This window comes from Streptomyces sp. T12, assembly GCF_028736035.1.
In the GTDB taxonomy this organism is placed as follows: domain Bacteria; phylum Actinomycetota; class Actinomycetes; order Streptomycetales; family Streptomycetaceae; genus Streptomyces.
Genome location: NZ_CP117866.1, coordinates 6,934,817 through 6,959,794 on the forward strand (window position 1 = coordinate 6,934,817; position 24,978 = coordinate 6,959,794).

At 71.0% G+C, this 24,978-nt stretch carries 25 protein-coding genes; 22 read left to right on the plus strand and 3 right to left on the minus strand.

What is annotated here, in order from left to right; genetic code table 11:
* The first annotated feature begins 630 nt into the window (after window positions 1–630).
* Window positions 631–1,719, plus strand: coding sequence for a redox-regulated ATPase YchF (gene ychF, locus PBV52_RS31425; protein ID WP_274242904.1), 1,089 nt, complete (start codon window positions 631–633; stop codon window positions 1,717–1,719).
* Window positions 1,720–1,798: 79 nt separating this feature from the next.
* Here ychF and PBV52_RS31430 read toward each other — a convergent pair whose 3' ends face one another.
* On the minus strand, window positions 1,799–2,239 hold the full coding sequence (locus PBV52_RS31430; RefSeq protein WP_274242906.1) for a nuclear transport factor 2 family protein: 441 nt from the start codon (window positions 2,237–2,239) through the stop codon (window positions 1,799–1,801).
* Window positions 2,240–2,312: 73 nt separating this feature from the next.
* Here PBV52_RS31430 and PBV52_RS31435 point away from each other — a divergent pair, with 73 nt between their 5' ends.
* The 10 genes from PBV52_RS31435 (at window position 2,313) to PBV52_RS31480 (ending at window position 11,255) form a co-directional block, all read left to right on the plus strand.
* Window positions 2,313–3,236 (plus strand): 3-hydroxyacyl-CoA dehydrogenase NAD-binding domain-containing protein, encoded by a 924-nt coding sequence (locus PBV52_RS31435; RefSeq protein WP_274242907.1) that lies wholly within the window; start codon window positions 2,313–2,315, stop codon window positions 3,234–3,236.
* A complete protein-coding gene (locus PBV52_RS31440; RefSeq protein ID WP_274242908.1) occupies window positions 3,236–4,222 on the plus strand; it encodes a zinc-binding dehydrogenase in 987 nt (328 codons plus the stop codon). Before PBV52_RS31435 ends, PBV52_RS31440 begins: the two co-directional genes overlap by 1 nt.
* A gap of 68 nt (window positions 4,223–4,290) precedes the next feature.
* On the plus strand, window positions 4,291–4,929 hold the full coding sequence (locus PBV52_RS31445; RefSeq protein ID WP_274242909.1) for a hypothetical protein: 639 nt from the start codon (window positions 4,291–4,293) through the stop codon (window positions 4,927–4,929).
* 30 nt (window positions 4,930–4,959) lie between these two features.
* Window positions 4,960–5,880, plus strand: a complete 921-nt coding sequence (locus tag PBV52_RS31450; protein WP_274242910.1) for an NADP-dependent oxidoreductase — start codon at window positions 4,960–4,962, stop codon at window positions 5,878–5,880.
* Window positions 5,877–7,499 (plus strand): MFS transporter, encoded by a 1,623-nt coding sequence (locus tag PBV52_RS31455; protein WP_274242911.1) that lies wholly within the window; start codon window positions 5,877–5,879, stop codon window positions 7,497–7,499. Before PBV52_RS31450 ends, PBV52_RS31455 begins: the two co-directional genes overlap by 4 nt.
* A 1-nt stretch (window position 7,500) precedes the next feature.
* Window positions 7,501–7,896: a PPOX class F420-dependent oxidoreductase gene (locus tag PBV52_RS31460; RefSeq protein ID WP_274242913.1), complete on the plus strand. Its 396-nt coding sequence runs from the start codon at window positions 7,501–7,503 to the stop codon at window positions 7,894–7,896.
* 99 nt (window positions 7,897–7,995) lie between these two features.
* On the plus strand, window positions 7,996–8,829 hold the full coding sequence (locus tag PBV52_RS31465; protein ID WP_274242915.1) for a DUF6081 family protein: 834 nt from the start codon (window positions 7,996–7,998) through the stop codon (window positions 8,827–8,829).
* 38 nt (window positions 8,830–8,867) lie between these two features.
* A complete protein-coding gene (locus PBV52_RS31470; RefSeq protein ID WP_274242916.1) occupies window positions 8,868–9,752 on the plus strand; it encodes an NmrA/HSCARG family protein in 885 nt (294 codons plus the stop codon).
* Window positions 9,749–10,921 (plus strand): hydrolase, encoded by a 1,173-nt coding sequence (locus PBV52_RS31475; protein ID WP_373921932.1) that lies wholly within the window; start codon window positions 9,749–9,751, stop codon window positions 10,919–10,921. Before PBV52_RS31470 ends, PBV52_RS31475 begins: the two co-directional genes overlap by 4 nt.
* A complete protein-coding gene (locus tag PBV52_RS31480) occupies window positions 10,914–11,255 on the plus strand; it encodes an antibiotic biosynthesis monooxygenase (protein ID WP_274242917.1) in 342 nt (113 codons plus the stop codon). Before PBV52_RS31475 ends, PBV52_RS31480 begins: the two co-directional genes overlap by 8 nt.
* On the opposite strand, the gene PBV52_RS31485 is transcribed toward PBV52_RS31480, so the two are convergent.
* Window positions 11,221–12,024, minus strand: coding sequence for a TetR/AcrR family transcriptional regulator (locus tag PBV52_RS31485; protein WP_274249725.1), 804 nt, complete (start codon window positions 12,022–12,024; stop codon window positions 11,221–11,223). The genes PBV52_RS31480 and PBV52_RS31485 overlap by 35 nt on opposite strands.
* Window positions 12,025–12,135: 111 nt before the next feature.
* On the opposite strand from PBV52_RS31485, the gene PBV52_RS31490 reads away from it, so the two are divergent.
* The 3 genes from PBV52_RS31490 (at window position 12,136) to PBV52_RS31500 (ending at window position 16,929) form a co-directional block, all read left to right on the plus strand.
* On the plus strand, window positions 12,136–13,872 hold the full coding sequence (locus PBV52_RS31490; protein ID WP_274242918.1) for an MFS transporter: 1,737 nt from the start codon (window positions 12,136–12,138) through the stop codon (window positions 13,870–13,872).
* Window positions 13,872–16,007, plus strand: coding sequence for an MMPL family transporter (locus PBV52_RS31495; RefSeq protein ID WP_274242919.1), 2,136 nt, complete (start codon window positions 13,872–13,874; stop codon window positions 16,005–16,007). The genes PBV52_RS31490 and PBV52_RS31495 overlap by 1 nt, the downstream gene beginning before the upstream one ends.
* A 154-nt stretch (window positions 16,008–16,161) precedes the next feature.
* A complete protein-coding gene (locus PBV52_RS31500) occupies window positions 16,162–16,929 on the plus strand; it encodes an AfsR/SARP family transcriptional regulator (protein WP_274242920.1) in 768 nt (255 codons plus the stop codon).
* Window positions 16,930–17,003: 74 nt separating this feature from the next.
* On the opposite strand, the gene PBV52_RS31505 is transcribed toward PBV52_RS31500, so the two are convergent.
* Complete coding sequence (locus tag PBV52_RS31505; RefSeq protein ID WP_274242921.1) at window positions 17,004–17,789, minus strand: 3-oxoacyl-ACP reductase; 786 nt, start codon at window positions 17,787–17,789, stop codon at window positions 17,004–17,006.
* A gap of 75 nt (window positions 17,790–17,864) precedes the next feature.
* Here PBV52_RS31505 and PBV52_RS31510 point away from each other — a divergent pair, with 75 nt between their 5' ends.
* Genes PBV52_RS31510 through PBV52_RS31545 form a run of 8 tightly spaced genes read left to right on the plus strand, consistent with a single transcriptional unit; the run spans window position 17,865 to window position 24,975 of the window.
* Entirely contained in the window at window positions 17,865–19,274 is a 1,410-nt protein-coding gene (locus PBV52_RS31510; RefSeq protein WP_274242923.1) for a beta-ketoacyl synthase, read from the plus strand.
* Entirely contained in the window at window positions 19,271–20,494 is a 1,224-nt protein-coding gene (locus PBV52_RS31515; protein WP_274242925.1) for a ketosynthase chain-length factor, read from the plus strand. The genes PBV52_RS31510 and PBV52_RS31515 overlap by 4 nt, the downstream gene beginning before the upstream one ends.
* A 24-nt stretch (window positions 20,495–20,518) precedes the next feature.
* Window positions 20,519–20,779, plus strand: coding sequence for an acyl carrier protein (locus PBV52_RS31520; protein ID WP_274242927.1), 261 nt, complete (start codon window positions 20,519–20,521; stop codon window positions 20,777–20,779).
* Complete coding sequence (locus PBV52_RS31525) at window positions 20,776–21,729, plus strand: aromatase/cyclase (protein ID WP_274242928.1); 954 nt, start codon at window positions 20,776–20,778, stop codon at window positions 21,727–21,729. Before PBV52_RS31520 ends, PBV52_RS31525 begins: the two co-directional genes overlap by 4 nt.
* Complete coding sequence (locus tag PBV52_RS31530) at window positions 21,726–22,619, plus strand: MBL fold metallo-hydrolase (RefSeq protein ID WP_274242929.1); 894 nt, start codon at window positions 21,726–21,728, stop codon at window positions 22,617–22,619. The genes PBV52_RS31525 and PBV52_RS31530 overlap by 4 nt, the downstream gene beginning before the upstream one ends.
* 10 nt (window positions 22,620–22,629) lie before the next feature.
* Window positions 22,630–23,163, plus strand: a complete 534-nt coding sequence (locus PBV52_RS31535; RefSeq protein ID WP_274242930.1) for a flavin reductase family protein — start codon at window positions 22,630–22,632, stop codon at window positions 23,161–23,163.
* Window positions 23,164–23,182: 19 nt separating this feature from the next.
* On the plus strand, window positions 23,183–24,760 hold the full coding sequence (locus PBV52_RS31540; protein WP_274242931.1) for an acyl-CoA carboxylase subunit beta: 1,578 nt from the start codon (window positions 23,183–23,185) through the stop codon (window positions 24,758–24,760).
* The gene (locus tag PBV52_RS31545; protein ID WP_274242933.1) at window positions 24,757–24,975 is read left to right on the plus strand and encodes an acyl-CoA carboxylase subunit epsilon; all 219 of its coding nucleotides are present in this window, start codon (window positions 24,757–24,759) and stop codon (window positions 24,973–24,975) included. Before PBV52_RS31540 ends, PBV52_RS31545 begins: the two co-directional genes overlap by 4 nt.
* The last annotated feature ends 3 nt before the right edge of the window (window positions 24,976–24,978 follow it).

The window sequence follows — 24,978 nt, forward strand, 5'->3', positions numbered from 1 at the left end:
CGCTGCCGCCGGGGCCGTACCCGGGCGGCGCTGGGAGACGGGCCGGGGCGACCGGGCGGCGGGCTGGGCGGATGAGGCGGCTCGGGATGGCCGGGCGGGGCGGGAGGGCCGTGCCGCCGGCGCGGACCCGGATGACCGGGGCGGCCAGACGGACCGGTCCGAACCGCTCACACCCCTTGCGGCGCCGCCGCCCCCACCTCGCGCGAACCCGCCCGCGCCGCGCCTCGTACGACCTTCGCCCCGCTCCACACTGTCCCCGTCCGGCGCGAACCCGCGCTCACCCCGCGCGAACCCGCCCTGGCCCCGCCCCGCACCACCCCCACCCCGCGCCGCCTGTGGCGGCAACGGAGGCGGCGTAACGCGTCGCGAGTCATACCCGGCAGGTCGCGCCCTGTCTGGCTCCACTGGACCAACCTAGGTCGGTTTATGTGGTGAATCGGCCCTCAGACACGCCCTGGGGTCGACCTTGGCCACGTGTTCGAGACGAGGGCACTCGGCCGCCGGGGTCCGCTCCGGTACGCCGTAGACTGGTGGATCGGCCCGTGCATCTGCATCATCTGCATCGAAGATCGAAGAAGGACCGGGCCCCAGCCAGCCCCTGAAGTCCTCTCACGTACGGGAAGTCGCAACGTGTCGCTCACGATCGGAATCGTCGGTCTGCCGAATGTCGGCAAGTCGACCCTGTTCAACGCCCTGACCAAGAACGACGTGCTGGCGGCCAACTACCCGTTCGCCACGATCGAGCCGAACGTCGGTGTGGTGGGCGTCCCGGACGCGCGCCTGACCAAGTTGGCCGAGATCTTTGGTTCCCAGCGGATCCTCCCGGCGACCGTCGACTTCGTCGACATCGCCGGCATCGTGCGGGGTGCGTCCGAGGGTGAGGGCCTGGGCAACAAGTTCCTGGCGAACATCCGTGAGTCCGACGCGATCTGCCAGGTCATCCGCGCCTTCAAGGACGAGAACGTCGTCCACGTCGACGGCAAGGTCTCGCCCAAGGACGACATCGAGACGATCAACACCGAGCTGATCCTCGCCGACCTCCAGACCATCGAGAAGGTCCTGCCCCGGCTCCAGAAGGAGTCGCGGATCAAGAAGGACATCGCGCCGAAGGTCAAGGCCGTCGAGGAGGCCAAGGAGATCCTGGACAAGGGCGACACGCTGTTCTCCGCGGGCATCGTCCAGGGCTCCGGCAACGAGGAGCTCCTGCACGACCTGCACCTCCTGACGACGAAGCCCTTCCTCTACGTCTTCAACGTGGACGAGGACGAGCTGGTCGACGAGGACTTCAAGGACGAGCAGCGCGCCCTGGTCGCCCCCGCCGAGGCGATCTTCCTCAACGCCAAGCTGGAGGCCGACCTCGCCGAGCTCGACGAGGAGGACGCGATGGAGCTGCTGGAGTCGGTGGGCGCCGACGAGCCCGGCCTCGCGACCCTCGCCCGCGTCGGCTTCAACACCCTCGGCCTGCAGACCTACCTCACGGCCGGCCCCAAGGAATCCCGCGCCTGGACCATCAAGAAGGGCGCCACCGCCCCCGAGGCCGCCGGCGTCATCCACACCGACTTCCAGAAGGGCTTCATCAAGGCGGAGGTCATCTCCTTCGCCGACCTGGTGGAGACCGGTTCGGTGGCGGAGGCCCGCGCGAAGGGGAAGGCGCGGATGGAGGGCAAGGACTACGTCATGCAGGACGGGGACGTGGTGGAGTTCCGCTTCAACGTGTGAGCAGCTCAGAAGGGCCGGTCTCGGGAGAGGCCGGCCCTTCGGCATTCCCGTGCTCGGTCGGTGCCGACGTCTCCGGCGCTCAGGCGGGGAAGACGTGGTCGTGGGTGACGTGGCGGGATCGCAGGAGCAGTTCGTCGTCCTCGCCGCGGACCAGGACGTCGTGGACGACGCAGCTCGGGCCGAACTCGGGCTCCTTGACGTCGGCGTGGACGGTGAGGACCAGGCAGTAGCTCGTCGCCGTGATCGAGCCGTCGGCCGCCTCGCTCAGCGCCACGTGGTTGAACCAGTGCCGACGCTGGATCTTGCTCGCGTCGAACTTGCGGTGGAAGTCCTCCAGGACGGCGATGATCCCGGCACGGGTATGGGCGGCGGGCAGCGACGGGGAGTGCTTGAACTCGCCGTCCTCGGTGAAGGTCGCGGCGTAGCCGGCGAAGTCGCGGCCGTCCAGCTTCTGCATCTGGTGGCCGTAGAACGACAGGACCTCGGCGTACAGGCCGGTGGGAAGCGCTGTGATGGTCATGCGGCCACGGTCGCCCCGTGGCCTCGAAGTCCGCTCGAGCCGGGTTCGAGTTGGCCCTGCCAGCCTCGACGTCATGAGCACCGTGACAGTGATCGGGGCGGGCACGATCGGCCTGGGATGGATCAATCTGTTCAGCGCCTGCGGGCTGACCGTACGGGTCAACAGCCGCAGGCCTGACGCCCGGCGCATCGTGCGCGAGGGGCTCGAACTGTTCTCCCCGGGCCGGGCGGACGAGCTGGCGGCGCGGATCGAGTTCGAGCCGGACGTCGGCAGGGCGGTGGCCGGAGCGGACCTCGTCTCCGAGAACGCCCCCGACGACCTGCCCCTCAAGCAGCGGCTGTTCGCCGAGATCGGCGAGGCCGCCCCACCCCACGCCCTCGTACTGTCCTCGACGTCGAAACTGCTCCCCGACGATCTGAGCCGGGACATGCCCGGACCGGGCAGGCTGGTCGTCGCCCATCCCTTCAACCCGCCGCACATCGTTCCGCTGGTCGAGGTGATCGGCGGGGAACGCACCGACCCGGCGGCCGTCGAAAGGGCGGTGGCCTTCCTCAAGTCGGTCGGGCGGACCCCCGTCGTGCTGCGCAGGGCGCTGCCGGGCTTCGCCGCCAACCGGCTGCAGTCCGCGCTGCTGCGCGAGAGCATCCACCTCGTCCTCGAAGGCGTGGTGACCGTCGAGGAGCTCGACCGCATCGTCACCGACTCGATCGGGCTGCGCTGGTCCACCATCGGACCGTTCCACGCGTTCCACCTGGGCGGCGGTCCGGGCGGCCTGCGCAAATGGCTCGAGCATCTCGGCAGCGGCCTCGAACAGGGCTGGCGTGGGCTCGGACAGCCCGCCCTCACCCCCGAGGCCGTCGAGACCGTGGTCGAGCAGACCGAAGCCGCCTACGGCGACCGGACCTATGCCGAGCTGGTCCGGGACCGTGACGACCGGCACCACGCCGTACTGGCCGCCCTGGGGCGGACCGGGCAGTCCCAGGAGGAGAAGAAGTGATGCGTGCCGTGCAGTTCGACCGGTACGGCGCCCCCGACGTGCTGTACGTCGCCGAGCGCCCGGTCCCCGAGCCCGGCCCCGGCCAGGTGCGAATCGCCGTCGAGGCGGTCAGTGTCGGCCATGCGCAGACCCAGATGCGGCGTGAGGTCTTCCCCGCGCCGATGTGGAAGCCCGTCTTCCCCGTCGTCCTCGGCGGCGACGTGGTCGGCAGGATCACCGCGGTGGGGCCCGACGTCGCGGGACTGAGCCCGGGGGACCGGGTCGGCGCCTTCACCCTCTACGGCGCCTACGCCGAGCAGGTCGTCGTCGACGCCGCCACCGTCGTACCCGTACCCGAGGAGCTGGACGCCGCCGAGGCCGCGGTCCTGCCGGGCACCGGACTGATCGCCCTCGGCATTCTGCGGACCGGGCGACTGAGCAAGGGCGAGACGGTGCTGGTGCACGCGGCGGCCGGCGGCGTGGGCCACATCGCGGTCCAGCTGGCCCGGGCAGCGGGGGCCGGCCAGATCATCGGCACCGCGGGCGAGGCCGGCAAGCGCGAGTTCGCCCGCACCGTGGGCGCCGACGCCGTCGTCGACCACCGTTCCCCGCACTGGGCCGAGGAGGTCCGGGAACTCACCGGCGGACGCGGGCCCGACCTGATCCTGGACGGCATCGGCGCCGAGGTCCTGCAGCAGGGCATCGGCCTGCTCGCCCCGGGCGGCCGGCTGGTGTTCTACGGCTCGTCCGGCGGCGAGCTGGAGATCCCGCGGGTGTCGGTGATGGACCTGATCGGCATCAAGTACGTCACCGCCTTCGCGCTGTCGGCCTGGCGGGGCGGCCGCCCGCACGAGTACGAGGCGGGCGTCGCCGAGCTCACCCGGCTGCTGGTCGACGGACAGGTGAAGTCCGCCGTGCACGCCCGACTGCCCCTGGAGCGGGCCGCCGAGGCGCACACCATCCTCGAGTCCAGGGCCCAGCTGGGCCGGGTCGTACTCATTCCCTGACCCGCCCTGACCCTTCTCTGACCTTCATTTCCGAGTTCGTATTCCAAGAGTCCGAAGGAGACCTTTCCATGACCTCATCGCGTCAACACGTGATACGTCTGACCACCGCGTCCGCCATCGCCCTGGGGGCCGTCATGAGCCTGGGCACCAGCGCGCATGCCGCGAACGTGGACGTGCCGTACGAGTGCCGCACCTGGGTGCAGGGCAACACGCATCCGGTCTACGACTACAAGCGCGGGTTCGATGTCACCGTGCCCGCCTCGGTCGAGGCGGGCAAGAAGTTCCAGGCCACGTACGACCCGGCCCCGATCACCGCCTTCGCCGAGTACAACAAGATAGTCAAGGACGTGCGGGTCGCCTACCGGATCCCGGAGGGCGCGAAGGTCAAGAAGCTGAAGCTCACCGGCGGCAGCGGCCTCGGCGACTCCGCTCTCAAGGTCAAGGTCGAGGGCGCGGACATCGTCGTCAGCGCGTCCGGCCCGATCGAGGGCGGTGTCGAGTTCGACCTGCCGACGCTGAAGGTCACCTACAAGGCGCCGAAGGACCCCGGTACGCTCAACTTCGTTCCGGGCGGCTCGAGTTACGAGCAGCCCGGCTTCTACTGGTACCGCTACCAGCCGATCCTGGACGAGTGGGGCCCCTTCGAGTGCTTCCCGGACCCGGCGAAGCCCCAGACCGTCCTGGCCAGCACACAGGTCGCGAAGTAACAGCAGCCGTCAAGCGAATGTGGAGAACGCATGCCTAAGGCCGTAGCCATCCACCAGTTCGGCGGGCCGGACGTACTGAGCCTCGTCGATGTGCCCGAGCCGGTGCCAGGGCCGGGCCAGGTGACGGTCCGGGTGCGGGCCGTCGGGGTCAACGGGTTCGACTGCCGGGTGCGTTCCGGCGGCATGCGGGGTCGTTATCCGGTCGAGTTCCCGCAGATCATCGGCAACGAGTTCGCCGGGGTCGTCGAGCGGACCGGGCCGGAGGTGACCGGGTTCGCGCCCGGCGACGAGGTGCTGGGGTTCGCCGTCATGCAGTCCGGCACCGAGCTCCTCGCCGTCGGCGCGGACCAGATCACCGCCAAGCCGCCGGAGCTGTCGTGGGAGGTCGCGGGGTCCCTGTCGGCCGTCGGGCAGACCGCGGACATCGCCCTGGACGCACTGCGCGTCGGCCAGGGGGACACCGTGCTCGTGCACGCCGCGGCCGGCGGCGTCGGCAGCCTCGCCGTCCAGCTCGTCAGGGAGCGGGGCGGCACGGCGATCGGCAGCGCCGGCGAGCACAACCACGAGTTCCTGCGCTCGCTGGGCGCGCTGCCCGTCGCCTACGGGCCGGGCTTCGCCGACCGGGTGCGCGCCCTGGCCCCGGACGGCGTGGACGCGGCCCTCGACTGCCACGGCGGACCGGAGGCGCTCGCCGTGTCGCTCGAACTCGTCGCGGACCGGGCCAGGATCGCCACCATCGCCAACTTCCGCGCCGCGGCCCAGGAGGGCATCCTCATGCCGCAGGTGATGCGGTCCGCCGAGCGGCTCGCCGCCCTGGCCGCGCTCTGCGCCGAGGGCCGGCTGCGGCCGCACGTCGAGGCCGTCCTCCCCTTCGCCAAGGCGGCCGAGGCCCACCACCGGCTGGAGCAGGGCCATGTGCGCGGCAAGCTCGTCCTGGTGCCGGACCTGTGACATCGGCTCCCGCTCGACCGGGCGGCCCGACGCCGGGCGGCCCGGCGCACGAGGGGCATCCGCGGCGCTGGGCCGTTCTCGCGGTGCTGGTCCTGAGCCTGGTGAGCATCATCCTCGACAACACCGTGCTCAACGTGACGCTGCGCACCCTCACCGACCCGGAGCAGGGCCTCGGCGCCTCGCACAGCCAGGTCGAATGGGTGCTCAGCGCCTACACCCTGGCCTTCGCCGCGACGCTGTTCACCTGGGGTGTGCTCGGCGACCGGCTGGGCCGCAGGCGCGTACTCCTGCTGGGCCTCGGCCTGTTCGGACTCTCGTCCCTGGCCGGGGCCTACGCCGGGTCGCCGGAGCAGCTCATCGCCGCCCGCGCCTGCATGGGGGTGAGCGGCGCGGCGGTCCTGCCGAGCACCCTCGCCACCATCGCCGCCGTCTTCCCGATGCGCGAGCGCCCCAAGGCCCTCGGTATCTGGGCGGCTTCGGTCGGCTTCGCCCTCGGCATCGGACCGGTCACCGGCGGGCTGCTGCTCGCGCACTTCTGGTGGGGCTCGGTCTTCCTGATCAATGTGCCGATCGTGGCGGTCTGCCTGGTCGCGGTGGTGCTGCTGGTGCCCGAGACGCGGGGCGCCACGGGCAAGCGCGTCGACGCGGCCGGGCTGCTGCTCTCGATCGCCGGTCTCGTGTTCCTCGTCTACGGCATCATCGAGGCCGGCCGCACCGGCGGGGTCACCCAGCCCACGGTCTGGGGAACCGGCCTGGCGGGCTTCGGCCTGCTGGGTGTGTTCCTGTGGCATGAGCGCCGTACCGCGGAACCCTCGCTGGAGCTCGGCTTCTTCCGGCTGAAGGCCTTCTCCACCGCCGTCGCGGCCGTCGGCTTCGTCAGCTTCGCGATGATGGGGTTCCTCTTCTTCAGCGCCTTCTACCTGCAGAGCGTGCGCGGCTACACCCCGCTGCAGGCGGGGAGTTGCACCGTGGCGCTGGCCGTCGCGAACGTGGTCTGCGGACCCCTCAGCACGGTCCTGGTCCGCTCGGTCGGCGCCCGGAACGTGTGCGCGGCGGGCATGCTGGCCGTGACCGCCTCCCTCTCCGGAGTCGTCTTCGTGACCCAGCACGCTCCGCTCTGGCTGATCCTCGCCTTGTTCGCCGCACTGGGAGCAGGCGTAGCCTGCGTCATGCCGACCGCAGCCGTGTCCATCATGAACGCGATTCCACGCGAGAAGGCGGGCGTGGCCTCCGCGATGAACAACACCGTGCGCCAGCTGGGCGGCGCCCTGGGCGTCGCGGTGCTCGGTTCCCTCATGGGCGCCGCCTACCGCAGTGGCATCGAGGACGAGCTCGCCGTACTGCCGCCTTCCGCGCGGCACGAGGCCGGCGAGTCCCTGGACGCCACGCTGCTCGCTGCGACTCGGCTGGGGGAGAGCGGACTTGTCGGTCCCGCACGGCAGGCTTTCCTGGACGCCATGCATCTGGCCGCCGGGGCAGCTGCCGCGGCGGCCCTCGTGGGCGCCCTCGCCGTGCTCCGCTGGCTGCCCTCCACCGTCATGACTGCGAAGCCCGGGGCGGGTCCCGTGCCCGGCCGGGAGCATTCCGACCACACCAAGACCAAGGCCCAAGGAAGCTGACATGCCTTTTACTCCTGACGAGCTCGAGTACTACGCCTCCCAGAACCTCGGCCGGCTGGCCACCGTGGCGGCCGACGGCCAGCCCCAGGTCAACCCCGTCTCGTTCACGATCAACACCGAGACCGGCACGATCGACATCGGCGGGCACAACCTGACGGCCAGCAAGAAGTTCCGCAACGTCGGCAAGAACGACCAGGTCGCCTTCGTCGTCGACGATCTGATCTCCATGCAGCCGTGGAACGTACGCGGTATCGAAGTGCGCGGCCGGGCCGAGGCACTGACCGACGCCCAGCCGCCGCACCCGTACTTCGGCATCGCGATGATCCGTATCCACCCCAAGCGCATCATCACCTGGGGCCTCGGCGAAGACACCGCTCAGCGCGGCCGCAACGTCTGACCTAGGGGCCCAGGCCCCTTCGACTCCGCTTCGAGCGGACCTCGATGCCCTCTTGCCAGGGTGGAGCCCGTAGGACGGGCACACCACGGGGAGGGCCGGATGAGCACAGAAATCTTCCGCGAGGATTTCACCGGGGGACTGAAGACCGAGGGACCGGGCGCGCCATGGCGGCTGCGCCCGGTCGACGGTCTCCCCGAAGGAGACGGGGTGGTCCGCGGCGGCCCTGACGGCCTGAGGGTCGTGCCGAGCGCCGTACAACCCCGAACCAGGCGGCCGGCGTTCACCGAGCCGAAGCCGGGGCCGGACGGCGCCCCGCTCCATCTGCGCTGGGGGGCCTTCACCACCGGCGGCACCGCCTCCGCGCGCGGCGGGTTCACCGCGGTGCCGGGTGAACTGCTCTCGGTCACGGCCGAGATGGGACTGCGCGGCTTCGGCCTGCGCTCCCACCCGTACGACGACGTCGCCGAGGCGACCACGGACGCCCGGCTCGGCGCGGGCGGTCTGATCTCGGTCGACCTCGAGACCGGCATGATCTTCGACTTCTTCCTCACGCACGGCCGCCTCTACGCGGTCTACGAGCGGCTCGCGCTGCAACCGGACGCCGAGTTCGCGTCCTTCACCTACTGCGTCCCGGTCGCGGACCGCACCCCTGGCACGCTCCACCGGCTCGAGGTCGGTTACGACGCCGCGGCCGGCACCGTCCACTGGAAGGCCGACGGGCAGGAGGTGCTGTCCGTGGACCGGATCGGCTTCCGCGCGCTGGACGCGCGCTGGCTCCGGCGGGACAACGGCGGCCGGGAGGAGGCCGTACGGCCGCGCGGACTCGCCTTCGGCCTCGGGCTCTTCCTGGAGCGCTACTTCGGCCAGGGGGTGCGGCTGTCGGCCCGCCGGCTCTCGGTGTCCACCTCGCCCGCCGGTTCCCGCGACGCGTGACGACCGACTCGTGACGACGACCAACGAAAGGCACAGCCATGCCCGATGAGAACAAGCCCGTACTGGTCCTCGGCGCCACCGGCAAGCAAGGCGGCTCCGCGGCCCGGTACCTGCTGGAACGCGGCTGGACCGTGCGGGCCTTCGTCCGCGACCCGGGCGCACCCAAGGCCAAGGAGCTGCGCGAGCTGGGCGCCAGCCTGCACACCGGCGACCTCGAGGACGCCGAGTCGGTGCGCGCGGCGATGAAGGGCGCGTACGGCGTCTTCAGCATCCAGACGCCGATGACACCGGCGGGCGTGGAGGGCGAGGAGCGGCAGGGCAAGATCTGCGCCGACGCCGCTCGCGACCTCGGAATCCAGCACTACGTACACAGCTCGGTCGGCGGGGCGGAGCAGCCGGAGGGCGTGAACTGGCGGCTGTCCAAGCTCGCGATCGAGCAGCGGATCCAGGAGAACGAGCTCAACTTCACCTTCCTGCGGCCGTCGTACTTCATGGAGAACCTGAACCACGACATGTCGCCCCTCGTCATGGAGGACGGCGTGCTGACCTTCCGGCGGGGGCTCGGGCCGACCAACACGCTGCAGATGATCAGCGGCCCCGACATCGGGTACTTCGCGGCCGACGCCTTCGACGACCCCGGGACCTTCGGCGGCGCCAAGATCGAGCTGGCCGGGGACGAGCTGACCGGCGAGCAGATCGCGGACGCGTTCGGCCGGCACACCGGACTGCCCGCCCGCTTCGTCTCGGTGCCGATACCGGAGCTGCACCGCACGGGCTTCGAATGGCAGGCGATCTCGTACACCTGGCTCAACGGGATCGGCTATCACGCCGACATCCCCACGCTGCGCGCCCGGTTCCCGCAGATGCTCACCCTCGACCAGTGGCTGGCCAAGACCGGCTGGGCCCCGATGGACGCGGCATGAGCGAGGACGCGATGACCCAGCAGACCCAGGAGATCCAGGAGACCCAGGAGCGGTCGCCCCTGGTGGCCGGCGCCCACCGGATCGCCGAACTCGCCGGGAAGCGGGCGGCCGAGGCCGAGCAGCAGCGCCGGCTGAGCCCCGACGTCGTCCGTGCGGTCCTCGAGGCGGGCTTCGCCGCCCACTTCGTCCCGGTGGCGCACGGTGGCAGGGCCGCGACCTTCGCCGAGCTCGTGGAGCCGGTCGCGGTGCTGGGCGAGGCCTGCGCCTCGGCCGCCTGGTACGCCTCGCTCACGGCGAGCCTCGGCCGGATGGCCGCCTATCTGCCGGACGAGGGCCAGGCCGAGCTGTGGTCCGACGGCCCCGACGCGCTGATCGTCGGTGCCCTGATGCCGCTCGGCAGCGCCGAGAAGACGGCGGGCGGCTGGCACCTCTCGGGCACCTGGCCGTTCGTCAGCGTCGTCGACCACTCCGACTGGGCGCTGGTGTGCGCCAAGGCGGGGGAGGAGCCGTGGTTCTTCGCGGTGCCGCGCGACGCGTACGGGATCGTCGACAGCTGGTACCCGATGGGCATGCGCGGAACGGGCAGCAACACCCTTGTCCTCGACGGGGTGTTCGTGCCGGACTCGCGGGCCTGTACCCGTGCGGCCATCGCGGCCGGCGTCGGTCCGGGTGCGGAGGCGATCTGCCACACCGTGCCCATGCGGGCGGTCAACGGGCTGGCCTTCGCGCTGCCGATGCTCGGCGCGGCCCGCGGCGCCGCGGCCGTGTGGACCTCATGGATCGCCGCGAAGCTGGCCGGGCCGACCGGGCAGAACGCCGTCTCGTCCCAGGACCGCGTGGTGTACGAGCACACGCTGGCCCGGGCCACCGGCGAGATCGACGCGGCCCAGCTGCTGCTGGAGCGGGTCGCCGCGGTCGCCGACGCGGGCGGGGTGACCGGTGAACTCGTCGGCCGTGGGGCGCGGGACTGCGCTCTTGCGGCCGAGCTGCTGACCGCCGCGACCGACCGGCTGTTCGCCTCCGCGGGCACCAGGGCGCAGGCGCAGGACAGCCCGCTGCAGCGCCTCTGGCGCGATGTGCACGCGGCTGCGAGCCATATCGGGCTGCAGTTCGGGCCTGGAGCGACGCTGTATGCCGGAGAGCTGCTGAGGAGGAGCAACGATGGCTGAAGTGAACGATCCCCGGGTGGGCTTTGTCGCCGTCGTCACCTTCCCGGTGGACGGCCCCGCCACCCAGCGCAAGCTGGTGGAGCTGGCCACGGGTGGGGTGCAGGAGTGGATCCGCGAGGTGCCCGGCTTCCTGTCGGCCACGTATCACGCGAGCACGGACGGCACCGCGGTCGTCAACTACGCCCAGTGGGAGAGCGAGCAGGCCTACCGGGAGAACTTCAGCGCCGACCCGCGCTCGGCGAAGCTGCGGGAGGCGCTGAGCTCTCTGCCCGGGCTCATGGGACCGCCGAAGGCCGTCTTCATGACTCCACAGGGGTCGATCCTGCCGTCCTGACGGCGTCGTCCGCACCGTCCCCGACGCCGTCGTCCGCACCTTCGCCGGCTCCGGCCACCAGGCCGGCGATGATGATCTCGAGGCCGAGCTCGAACCGGCGGTCGGAGTCGAGCGAGGTGATCGGGCCGGCCAGGTGGACCAGGTTCGGGAACTGGGCGGCCGGCAGCGACTTCAGGTAGCCGTGGAGCTGGTCGGCGAACATGCCGGCCTGCTCCTCGCTCTGCTCCGCACCGGAATGCCGGGACGACTGTTCCAGGGCCTCCGCCGTGACGAAGGTCGACAGCAGGTCGCCCCCGTAGGCGGCGAGTTCGTCCCGCAGGCCCCCCGCGCGCAGCAGATTCAGGGTGCGCTCCATCCCCATGATCCCGTTGGGCCCGAGTGGCACCCGGTCGATCGCGATGCGCGCCAGATCCCGGTGGGCCAGGAACACCCGCCGCAGTGACCGGCACATCTCCTTGACCTGCTCCGCCCAGCGGCCCGGCTCCGGTTCCGGGATCTCCACCTCGGTCAGTACGAGGTCGAAGACGAGGTCGAGCAGCTCGTCCCGGTTCCCCACGTGCGCGTACAGCGAAGCGTGCCCGGTCTTCAGCTCCTGTGCGAGCCGCCGCATGCTCAGCGCGTCGAGTCCCTCGGCGTCGAGGATGCCGAGCGCCGTGTCGACGATCCGGTCCTGGGTCAGGGGCATGCGCGGCGGCGCCTTCTTCGGCCGGCGCCACGGAGGCACGGGGATCTCCTCGGGCATGGGCCTCCTTCCTTCGCTTCGCGGCAGGTGGCCCTCATCGTATGGCATCGACGGGCCACCGTTTCTTGACACGACCACCGTTCCACTATAGAACGGTGGTCGTTCATGGACCTATAGTCGAGAACCTCGGGGGATGCCATGAGTTCCGTTGAAGCAGACGAGCCGGACGGGGCCGCGGCGCCTCCGACGGCGCTGGTGTCCGGGCAGGATCCGGGGCCGGACGCAGCCGCGGCCGAGTCCCCGGCCTACGCGCGCCGCTGGGCCGCGCTGGCTGTCATCCTCGGCGCCGAGATCATGGACCTGCTCGACGGCACGGTCATGAACATCGCCGCGCCCGCGGTCCGCGCCGATCTGGGCGGCAGCCTCAGCGTCATCCAGTGGATCACCGTCGGATACACGCTCGCCTTCGCCGTCCTGCTCGTGGTCGGCGGCCGGCTGGGCGACATCTACGGCCGCAAGCGCATGTTCGTGATCGGCGCCGTCGGATTCACCCTGGCCTCCGTGCTGTGCGCGGTCGCGGGCAGCTCCGAGATGCTCATCGCCGCGCGCTTCCTGCAGGGCGGGCTGGGCGCGCTGATGATTCCGCAGGGACTCGGCCTCATCAAGCAGATGTTCCCGCCCAAGGAGACCGCGGCGGCGTTCGGCGCGTTCGGGCCCGCCATCGGGCTGGGCGCCGTGCTCGGCCCGATCGTCGCCGGATTCCTGGTCGACGCCGATCTGTTCGGCACCGGCTGGCGGTCCGTCTTCCTGATCAACCTGCCGATCGGGGCAGCCGTGATCATCGGTGCGGTGCTGCTGCTGCCCGAGGGCAAGGCACCGGTGCGGCCGAAGTTCGACGTCGGCGGCATGCTGCTGGTGACGCTCGGGCTGACCCTGCTGATCTTCCCGCTCGTCCAGGGGCGCGAACGCGACTGGCCCGCCTGGACGTTCGTGCTGATGGTGGCCGGAGCGGCCGTGCTCGCCGCCTTCGTCGCCTACGAACTGCGGCAGGAGAAGCGCGGCGGTGCCACGCTCATCGAGCTCAGCCTGCTGCGCAGGTCCCGCTACGCCGCGGGTCTGGCGGTGGCGCTGGTGTTCTTCACCGGCATCTCCGGAATGTCGCTGCTGCTCGGCCTGCATCTGCAGATCGGCCTGGGCTTCAGCCCGACCCGGGCGGCGCTGACGATGACGCCCTGGTCGGTGTTCCTGGTCGTCGGCGCGATCCTGACCGGGGCGGTGCTGGGCGCGAAGTTCGGCCGCAAGGCCCTGCACGGCGGGCTCGTGGTGATGGCACTCGGCGTACTGATCATGCTGCTGACCATCGGCGACCAGGCCGGCGGACTGACCAGCTGGGAGCTCGTCCCCGGCATCGCCGTGGCCGGACTCGGCATGGGCATCATGATCGGTCTGCTCTTCGACATCGCCCTGGCCGACGTCGACAAGCAGGAGGCCGGCACCGCCTCCGGCGTCCTCACCGCGGTCCAGCAACTCGGCTTCGCGGTCGGCGTCGCGGTGCTCGCGACGCTGTTCTTCGGGCTGCTCGGCTCCCAGGCCACGGCGAGCGTCGCCGACGGCGCGAGCCGGACCCGGGCCGAACTCACCGCCGCCGGGGCGACGTCGGCCGAGCAGGACCGGCTCCTCGCCGACCTGCGGGACTGCCTGAAGGAATCGGCGAGCCAGAAGGACTCCGAACGGACGCCGGACAGCTGCCGGAACATCCAGCAGGCCCGGCCGGAGCTGGCCGAGGCCACGGCGCGGGCCTGGCAGACCGCCCACACCGAGAACTTCAGCACCGCGATGGTCCGCACGCTCTGGGTCGTGATCGGACTGCTGGCGGTGTCCTTCGCGCTGGCCTTCCGGCTGCCGCCCAAGCCTCGTGAGGAAGAGGGTTTTTGATGACACGCAAACTGCTGGCCTGGCCCGGCGGCCGCCGGCTCAAGTGGCTGGTGCTCGTGGGCTGGATCGGTCTGCTGATCGTGCTCCAGCCGCTGGCCGGAAAGCTCGGCGACGTCGAGTCGAACGACGCCGCCGCCTGGCTGCCCGGCAACGCGGAATCGACCGAAGTACTCGAACTCTCCGAGAAGTTCCAGCCCGCCGACACCAGCCCGGCCATCGTCGTCTACGACCGCGCCTCCGGGATCACGGCCGCCGACGAGGCGAAGGCCCGGGCCGACGCCGCGAAATTCGCGGACGGCAAGAACGTGGTGGGCGAGCCGTTCGGCCCGGTGCGCTCCAAGGACGGCAAGGCCCTGCGCACCGTGGTCAACGTGCACCTCGGCAAGGAGGGCTGGGAGGGGCTCAACGAGGCCACCAAGGATCTGCGCAAGGCCGCGCAGCCGAACGCACCCGACGGTCTCGGCGTCCATGTGACGGGCCCGACCGGTTATGCCGCCGACTCCGCGGAGTCGTTCAGCAGCGCCGACTTCAAACTCACGCTGGTCACCCTCCTCATCGTCGTGACGATCCTCGTCGTCACCTACCGCAGCCCGCTGCTCTGGCTGCTGCCGATGATCTCCGCGGGCATGTCCCTGGTGATCTCGCAGGCCATCATCTACCTGCTGGCCAAGCACGCGGGACTCACGGTCAACGCCCAGACGGCGATGATCCTCACGGTGCTGGTGCTCGGCGCGGCCACCGACTACGCGCTGCTGCTTGTCGCCCGCTACCGGGAGGAGCTGCGGCGGCACGAGGACCGGCACGAGGCCATGGCCGTGGCGCTGCACCGAGCGGGTCCCGCCATCGTGGCCAGCGCCGCCACCGTCGCCATCAGCATGCTCGTGCTGCTGCTGGCCGCGCTGAACTCCACCAAGGGCCTCGGCCCGGTCTGCGCCGTCGGCGTGCTGGTCGGCCTGCTGTCGATGATGACGCTGCTGCCCGCGCTGCTGGTGATCTTCGGACGCTGGATCTTCTGGCCGGCCCGGCCGAAGCACGGTACGGAGCCCGACATCACCCGGGGCGTGTGGACACGCGTCGCCCGGCTGGTCTCCGGCCGCCCGCGTGCGGTCTGGGTCACGACCAGCCTGGTGCTGGGGGCGGTGGCCGTGCTGGCCGTCACCCTGAACGCCGACGGGTTGCAGCAGAAGGACGGCTTCAAGACCAAGCCGGAGTCGGTGGTGGGTGAGGAGATCCTCGCCCGGCACTTCCCGGCCGGTTCCGGTGAGCCGATGGTCGTCATCGCCAAGGACTCCTCGGCGGCCGAGGTGCGCGGCGCGCTTCAGAAGGTGCCCGGCGTCACCGAGGTCGCAGAGCCCCAGGTCAAGGACGGGCTGGCCTATCTCGAGGCGACGCTCAGCGCCGGAGCCGACTCTCCGGCGGCGATGGACACGGTCACCGCGGCCCGCGACACCCTTGGCCGGCTGGACGGAGCGGAGGCGAAGGTGGGCGGCAGCAGTGCCGTCGTGCACGACATGCGCGAGGCGTCGAGCCGCGACCGCGGCCTGATCATCCCGGTGATCCTCGCGGTGGTGTTCTGCATCCTTGCGCTGCTGCTGCGGGCGCTCGTGGCCCCGCTGCTGCTGATCGCGAGCGTGGTGCTGTCCTTCTTCACGGCGCTCGGCCTCGCCGCCTTCTTCTTCAACCACGTCTTCGAATTCGCGGGGGCCGATTCCGCTTTCCCGCTCTGGGTGTTCGTGTTCCTGGTTGCCCTGGGCGTCGATTACAACATCTTCCTCGTCACCCGGATCAGGGAGGAGAGCAACCGGTTCGGCACCCGGCAGGGTGCGCTCAAGGGCCTCACCTCGACCGGTGGCGTGATCACCGCGGCCGGTCTGGTGCTCGCCGGAACCTTCGCCGCACTGGCCACGCTGCCGCTGGTCTTCATCGCCGAGCTCGGCTTCACGGTGGCGGTGGGCATCCTGCTCGACACCATGATCGTGCGATCGGTGCTGGTCACCGCGCTCACCCTCGATGTCGGCCGGTGGATGTGGTGGCCGCACGGGCTCTTCCGGCGTGAGGACTCCCCCGAGGAAATGGCCGGATCGGGAATTTCCGATTCTATGAATTCGGAAGCGCGGGCTCCTGTTTCCCCGTAGAAAAGCCGGAAAATGTGAATCAGCGCAGCTCGCTGCGCTGATTTATATTTGGACAAATAAATGATCTCTTGTGACGCCAACCACATTGAAGTCGGTCAAGTAGGCCTGTTATTGTCGCCCCTAAGAAAACGGAGAATCTCGACGGGGGCGCAGGATGAGATTCAATCTGTTGGGGCATGTCCATGTAATCACTGATACGGGACGGTTAATTCCGCTTAAATCCTCGAAAGCGACGCAGCTTCTGGCGTTGCTGCTGCTCAGGCGGCATGAGGTGGTGGGCTCGGGGGTGCTCATCGAAGAACTGTGGGCGGACGATCCGCCGCGCAGCGCCATGACCACACTGCAGACCTACGTCTACCACACCCGCCGACTGCTGGCGGAGCACCAGGTGACAAGTGAGGAACGGGAGTTGGTCCTGACCCGGCCGCCCGGATACTTCGCCCTGATCGACGACGACGAGCTCGATGTCACGGTCGTCGAGCGGCTCATCCGCACAGGCAGTCGGCTGCTCGAGGAGAACCGGCCCGAGGAGGCGCTCGCCTCGCTGAACGCGGGACTGGATCTCTGGCGCGGCCCGGCGCTGTCCACGGTGCCGTGCGGCCGGGTGCTCGAAAGTCATATCGCTCATCTGGAAGAGCTCCGGCTCTTCGGGGTACAGCTCCGCATAGATGCAAATTGGCGGCTGGGCAGGATAGGGCCGATGATTCCGGAGCTGAGGTCCCTGGTCATTTCCCATCCGCTCAACGAGACCCTGCACGCCAAGCTGATGGGGGCGCTCTACACGGTGGGCCGGCGGGCGGAGGCGCTGGCGTCGTACCGAAATCTCCGGCAGATTCTCTCCGACGAGCTGGGGGTGGACCCGACGCCCGAAATCCAGCGCATGCATATGGGGATTCTCAATGGTGACCATGTGCTGGCGTAGGAACCGGCCGGTGAACGCGGTGGAGCCCCTCGCAGCCTGCGAGGGGCTCCACCGCGTTCACGCGCCGCCGGCCGTCAGTAGTTCCCCAGGCCGCCGCAGACGTTCAGCGCCTGCGCGGTGACCGCGGCCGCCCCGTCCCCGATCAGATAGGCCACCATCTCCGCCACCTCGGACGGCTGCACATAGCGGCCGATCGGCACGCGCGCGGTGATCCGGTCGAAGGCCTCCTCGGTCGACACCTCCCAGATCTCCGAGTAGTGCTCGCGCACGTTCGCGGCCATCGGCGTCTCGACGAATCCGGGGCAGACAGCGTTCACCGTGATGCCGGTCCTGGCCAGTTCGAGGCCGAGCGCCTTGCTGAAGCCGACCACGCCGTGCTTCGACGCCGAGTAGGGCGCGGCGTGCACCACGCCCTGCTTCCCGCCCGTCGAGGCGATGTTGATGATCCGGCCGGATCCCCGCTCCAGCATGCCGCCGGCCTTCAGGACCTGCTTGGTCACCCGGAACACGCTGGTGAGATTGGTGTCGATCACATCGAGCCAGAGCTCGTCGGCGAGCTCGGCCGTGGCGCCGCCGCCGGGCCGGCCCGCGTTGTTCACCAGGACGTCTACCGGACCGTAGCGCTCGACCACCGCCGCCACGAGGGCCTCGATGTCGGCGACCGAGCGGACGTCGCAGGTCCGGCCGTCCGCCTCCACCCCCGCTTCCCGCAGCTCCTTCAGCGTCGTGTGCAACGCCTCCTCGCCGCGCGCGCAGACGAAGACGCGCAACCCCTCCTTACCGAGCCTTCGGGCGATCTCCAGCCCGATACCGCTCGTTGCGCCCGTCACCAGTGCGACCTTCGAGCCCTGCGTGGCCATGTGTCCCTCTCCCTGCTGAGTGGTCCCTCACCTGCCCAGCCTTGGGCGCCGGGCTCGAACGCCGGTCGAAGAGAGGTGGGGTGCGGCTGGGACGCCGCGACGGTGGATCCGGCATCGAGAGGCTTGGTATCGGCCTTCGAGCCGCTTTCGAGCCACGGGGCCGACGATGACGACGACCACCGGACGAACTCATCGAAGGAGCTGTTCGGATTGAAGCGCAGAGTCGTCATCACGGGCGTCGGCGTCCGCGCCCCGGGCGGGAACGGCACGCGGCAGTTCTGGGAACTGCTCACCTCGGGGCGGACGGCGACGCGCCGGATCTCGTTCTTCGACCCCTCGCCCTACCGTTCGCAGGTCGCCGCGGAGGCCGACTTCGACCCGGTCGCCGAGGGCTTCGGCCCGCGCGAGCTCGACCGGATGGACCGGGCCTCGCAGTTCGCCGTGGCCTGTGCCCGCGAGGCCGTCGCCGCGAGCGGGCTCGAGTTCGACAACCTGGACCCCACCCGGGTCGGGGTCAGCCTCGGCAGCGCGGTGGCCGCCGCGACCAGCCTGGAACGCGAGTACCTGCTGCTGTCGGACTCCGGCCGGGACTGGGAGGTCGACGCCGCCTGGCTGTCCCGGCACATGTTCGACTACCTGGTGCCCAGCGTCATGCCGGCCGAAGTGGCCTGGGCGGTCGGCGCCGAGGGCCCGGTCGCGATGGTCTCCAACGGCTGCACCTCGGGCCTGGACTCCGTGGGCCACGCGGTGCGGCTGATCGAGGAGGGCAGCGCCGACGTGATGCTCGCGGGGGCCGCCGACACCCCGATCACCCCGATCGTGGTCGCCTGCTTCGACGCGATCCGCGCCACGACGTCGCGCAACGACGACCCGGAGCACGCCTCGCGGCCGTTCGACGGCACACGCGACGGCTTCGTACTGGCCGAGGGAGCCGCGATGTTCGTCCTGGAGGACTACGACAGCGCGCTGGCCCGCGGCGCCCACATCCACGCCGAGATACCGGGGTACGCCACGCGCTGCAACGCGTACCACATGACGGGGCTGAAGGCCGACGGCCGCGAGATGGCCGAGGCCATCCGGGTCGCCCTCGACGAGTCCGGCACCAACGCCACGGACATCGACTACATCAACGCCCACGGCTCCGGCACCCGGCAGAACGACCGTCACGAGACCGCGGCGTACAAGCGCGCGCTCGGCGATCACGCCCGGCGCACCCCGGTCAGCTCCATCAAGTCGATGGTCGGCCACTCGCTCGGCGCGATCGGTTCGCTGGAGATCGCGGCCAGCGTGCTCGCCCTGGAACACGGCGTGGTGCCACCGACGGCGAACCTGCACACCAGCGACCCCGAGTGCGATCTCGACTACGTCCCGCTCGAGGCGCGGGAGCGGAAACTGGGGACCGTGCTCACCGTGGGCAGCGGCTTCGGCGGCTTCCAGAGCGCCATGGTCCTGCGCAGCGCCGAGGCTGCGGAGGCGGTCGCATGAGCATCCACATCACCGGAATCGGCGTCGTCGCCCCCAACGGTCTCGGCCTGGAGCCGTACTGGACGGCCGTGCTGGCCGGCCGCCTCGGCCTCGGCCCGGTCACCCGCTTCGACGTGAGCCGGTACCCGGCCACGCTCGCCGGCCAGATCGACGACTTCCACGCGCCGGACCACATCCCGGGCCGGCTGCTGCCGCAGACGGACCCCTCCACGCGGCTCGCACTGACCGCCGCGGCCTGGGCGCTGCAGGACGCGAAGGCCGACCCGGAGACGCTCACCGACTACGACATGGGCGTGGTCACGGCCAACGCCTGCGGCGGATTCGACTTCACGCACCGGGAGTTCCGCAAGCTGTGGACCGACGGCCCCAAGTCGGTCAGCGTGTACGAGTCCTTCGCTTGGTTCTACGCGGTGAACACCGGCCAGATCTCCATCCGGCACGGCATGCGCGGCCCGAGCAGTGCCCTGGTCGCCGAGCAGGCCGGGGGCCTGGACGCCCTCGCCCACGCCCGCCGCACGATCCGCCGCGGCACCCCGCTGGTGGTCTCCGGCGGCGTCGACTCGGCACTCGACCCCTGGGGCTGGGTCTCGCAGCTCGCCGGCGGCCGGGTCAGCACCGCCACCGACCCGGCCCGGGCCTATCTGCCCTTCGACGAGCAGGCGGCCGGCTACGTCCCCGGCGAGGGCGGCGCCATCCTCGTCCTGGAGGACAGCGGCGCGGCCGAGGCCCGGGGCCGGCACGAGACGTACGGTGAACTCGCCGGCTGTGCCTCGACCTTCGACCCGCCCCCCGGCTCCGGACGGCCCCCAGGCCTGGAGCGCGCGATCCGGCTCGCGCTGACCGACGCCGGGCTCGGCCCCGAGGACGTCGACGTCGTGTTCGCCGACGGCGCGGGCGTACCCGAGCTGGACGCCGCGGAGGCCCGGGCCATCGGCCAGGTGTTCGGCAGCCACGGCGTGCCCGTCACCGTCCCGAAGACGACGACCGGCCGGCTCTACTCCGGCGGCGGCCCGCTCGACGTGGTCACCGCCCTGATGTCCCTGCGCGAAGGCGTGATCCCGCCGACCGCGGGCGTGCGGTCCGTGCCGCAGGAGTACGGCATCGACCTGGTGCTCGGCGAACCGCGCACCGCGCCCCTGCGCACCGCCCTGGTCCTGGCCAGGGGCCGCTGGGGCTTCAACTCGGCGGTCGTCCTGCGCCGCCCCGTACCGACCCCGTAGCGACACCGAGAACTGGAGACACCAATGGCAACCCTGCTCACCATCGACGACCTGCGCCGCATACTCATCGAATGCGCCGGTGAGACGGACGGAACGGATCTGTCCGGCGACATCCTCGACGTCCGCTTCGAGGCCATCGGCTACGACTCGCTCGCCCTGATGGAGACCGCGGCGCGGCTCGAGAGCCGCTACAACGTGGCCATCCCCGACGACGTCGCGGGCAGCGTCCACACGCCCCGGGAGCTGCTCGACCTGGTCAACGGCGCGCTGGCCGAGGCAGCATGAGCCGGCCTGAAGAACACCGGGTGGTCCACATCTTCAGGACCCCGGCCCCGGCGCGACGGCTGTACGAGCTCGTCGCGCGGGCCGAACACTGGCCGGCCGTCTTCGAACCGGCGGTGCACGTACGGATCCTGGAGCGCGGCCAGGGCACGGAACGCTTCCAGATCTGGGCGCGCGTGGCCGACCAGGTGAAGACCTGGACGTCCCGGCGGACGCTGGACCCCGATGCCCTGCGGGTCACGTTCCGGCAGGAGCGCACCCAGCCGCCCATCGCCTCGATGGGCGGGAGCTGGGAGTTCCGGGGCGACGGCGACGGCACCGAGGTCGTGCTGACCCACGACTTCGCCGCGGTCGACGAAGCCGCCCTGCCGGGACTGCGCGCGGCGCTGGACGCGAACAGCGAGAAGGAGTTGGCCGCGCTGGCCCGGCTCGCGGAGCAGCAACACCCCGTCGAGGAGCTCCTGTTCACGTTCGAGGACACGCTCCAGGTGCCGTCCGGGGACGACGCCTACGCCTTCATCGAGCGCAGCGACCTGTGGCCGGACCGGCTGCCGCACGTGGGGAAGGTGACGCTGACCGAGGAGGCGGCGGACACCGGTTCCCCCGGGATCCAGGACATGACCATGCAGACCGTCACCGCCGACGGCAGTACCCACACGACCCGTTCGATCCGGCTCTGCTTCCCCGGCGAGAGCATCGTGTACAAGCAGCTCGTCCCGCCCGCCCTGCTCTCCGGACACAGCGGCGCCTGGCTGTTCGACAAGAACGAGAAGGACACCGTCACCGCCCGCCACACCGTGGCGATCGACCCGACCCGGATCCAAGAGGTCCTGGGCGCGGGCCGGACCGTCGCCGACGCCCGCGCCTATCTGCGTGAGGCGCTCGGCGCCAACAGCCGGGCCACGCTCAGCCACGCGGCGGCCGCCGCCGCTGCCGCCAGGCCGGCGCCGTGACGGCCGCGGTCCGCGAGGTCGCCGAGGGGGTCTACGCGTACGAGCAGGCCCCCGGAGGCTGGTGTGTCAGCAACGCGGGCATCGTCGTGGGCGGCGACGGCGCCCTCGTCGTCGACACGCTGTCGACGATCCCGAGGGCGCGGCGGCTGGCCGAGACGGTCGACAAGCTCGCCGCGGGCCCGGGGCGCACCGTGGTCAACACCCACTTCCACGGCGACCACGCGTTCGGCAACCAGGTCTTCCCGCCGGGGACGCAGATCATCGCGCACGAGGACATGCGGACCGCCATGGTGACGACGGGCCTGGCCCTCACCGGGCTCTGGCCACGGGTCGACTGGGGCGAGATCGAGGTGACGCCGCCGACCGTGACCTTCCGCGACCAGCTCACCGTGCACGTCGGCGAGCGACGGACCGAACTGATCCGCGTCGGCCCCGCGCACACCGACCACGACGTGGTGGTCTGGCTGCCCGAGGAGCGGGTGCTGTTCGCGGGGGACATCGTCATGTCGGGCGTCACCCCGTTCGCGCTCTTCGGTTCGGTGTCCGGCACGCTGGCCGCGCTCGACCGGCTGGCGGAGCTGGAGCCCGAGGTGGTCGTCGGCGGGCACGGCCCGGTGGCCGGACCCGAGGTGCTCGACGCCAACCGGGACTATCTGCGCTGGGTCCAGCGCCTCGCCGCCGAGGCGGCCGACAGCGGGCTGACGCCGCTGCAGGCCGCCCGCGAGGCGGACCTCGGAGCCTTCGCCGACCTGCTGGACGCGGAGCGCCTCGTCGCGAACCTGCACCGGGCTCACGAGGAGCTGCTGCGCAGACCCGCGCGCGACGCCATGGAGATCTTCGCGGAGCTGGTCGCCTACAACGGTGGGCGGCTGCCCACCTGCCTCGCCTAAGGAGTCAAAGATGGCCGCCGACCAGGGAATGCTCCGGGACGCCATGGCCCGGGTGCCGGCCGGGGTGGCGCTCGTCACCGCCCACGACCGCGGGGGAGTCCCGCACGGTTTCACCGCCAGCTCGTTCGTGTCCGTCTCGATGGAGCCGCCGCTCGCGCTGGTCTGCCTGGCCCGTACGGCCAACTCCTTCCCGGTGTTCGACAGTTGCAGCGAGTTCGCGGTGAGCGTGCTGCGCGACGACCACACCGAGCTGGCGATGCGCTTCGCGCGCAAGTCCGCGGACAAGTTCGCGGGCGGGGAGTTCATCCGCACCGCACGGGGGGCGACCGTGCTCGACGGGGCGCTCGCGGTCGTCGAGTGCACGGTCCATGAGCGCTACCCCGCGGGCGACCACATCATCCTGCTCGGCGAGGTCCAGTCCGTGCACGTCGAGGAGAAGGGGGCGCCGGCGGTCTACGTGGACCGCAGGTTCGCCGCCCTGTGCTCGGGGACGGGCGCCTGCCTGTCCGCCGCCGAGCGGGGCGCGCACGCGCACGCCGGCTGAGGAAACGTAAGGGGGAACCATGTCCGTGACCGACGAGGTGACCGGTGAGCTGACCGGCGAGCACCTGGCCGGACTTGCTCGGATCCGGGCGCAGGCCGAGGCCGGCCCGGGGGAGCAGGCGACCCGGGCGCAGCACGCCAGAGGGAAGCTGACGGCCCGGGAGCGGATCGCGCTGCTGCTGGACCCCGGCTCCTTCCAGGAGGTGGAGCAGCTGCGCCGGCACCGGGCGAGCGGCTTCGGGCTGGAGCACAAACGGCCGTACACGGACGGCGTGATCACCGGCTGGGGCACGGTCGACGGCCGGACGGTCTTCGTCTACGCGCATGACTTCAGGATCTTCGGCGGCTCGCTCGGCGAGGCCCACGCCGCGAAGATCCACAAGATCATGGACATGGCGCTCTCGGCGGGCGCTCCGCTCGTGAGCCTCAACGACGGGGCCGGGGCCCGGATCCAGGAGGGCGTGTCCGCGCTGGCCGGCTACGGCGGGATCTTCCGGCGCAACACCCGTGCCTCCGGGGTGATCCCGCAGATCTCGGTGATGCTCGGCCCGTGTGCGGGCGGCGCGGCGTACTCGCCGGCGCTGACGGACTTCGTGTTCATGGTGCGCGAGACCGCGCAGATGTTCATCACCGGCCCGGACGTGGTCAGCGCCGTCACCGGCGCGCAGCTCACTCAGAACGAGCTGGGCGGCGCGGATGTGCACGCCGCGACGTCCGGGGTGGCGCACTTCGTGTACGAGGACGAGGAGACCTGTCTGGCGGAGGTGCGCTTCCTGCTCTCCCTGCTGCCCTCCAACAACCGGCAGAACCCGCCCGTCCACCCCTCGGACGACCCGGTGAACCGGCTCACGTCCACGCTCTACGACCTGGTGCCGCAGGACGGCAACCAGCCGTACGACATGCACAAGGTGATCGAGGAACTCGTCGACGACGGCGACTGGCTGGAGGTCCACGAGCGCTGGGCCCGGAACATCGTCTGCGGCCTCGCCCGGCTGGACGGGCGGGTGGTGGGCATCGTCGCCAACCAGCCGCAGACGCTGGCCGGAGTGCTGGACATCGCGGCCTCGGAGAAGGCCGGCCGCTTCGTGACGATGTGCGACGCCTTCAACATCCCGATCGTGACCCTGCTCGACGTGCCGGGCTTTCTCCCCGGGGCGGACCAGGAGCACGGCGGCATCATCCGCCACGGCGCGAAGCTGCTGTACGCCTACTGCAACGCCACCGTCCCCCGGGTCTCGATCGTCCTGCGCAAGGCCTACGGCGGCGCGTACATCGTGCTGGACTCGCAGTCCATCGGCGCCGATCTGACCTTCGCCTGGCCGACCAACGAGATCGCGGTGATGGGCGCGGAAGGCGCGGCCAACGTCATCTTCCGGCGCGACATCGCCGCGGCCGACGACCCCGAGGCCAAGCGCGCCGAGATGGTCAAGCAGTACAAGTCCGAGCTGATGCACCCGTACTACGCGGCCGAGCGGGGCCTGGTCGACGATGTCATCGACCCGGCGGAGACCCGCGAGATCCTGATCCGCTCGCTCGCGATGCTGCGTACGAAACACGCCGACCTGCCGTCGCGCAAGCACGGCAACCCGCCGCAGTGAGCGCGCCGGCCGGCGCGGTCGCCGCCGAACTCCGCGTCGAGAGGGGCCGGGCGAGCGCCGAGGAGATCGCGGCCCTCACCGCGGTCCTCCTCGCCCGCGCCGCCGCCCAGCCCGACTCCGCCGCGGCGCACTGCGCCGACAGCACGGCGGGCTGGCGCCGCCTGGAACGCACACCGGGCTTCCGCGCACCGCACAGCTGGCAGGAGAACGGTTGACGT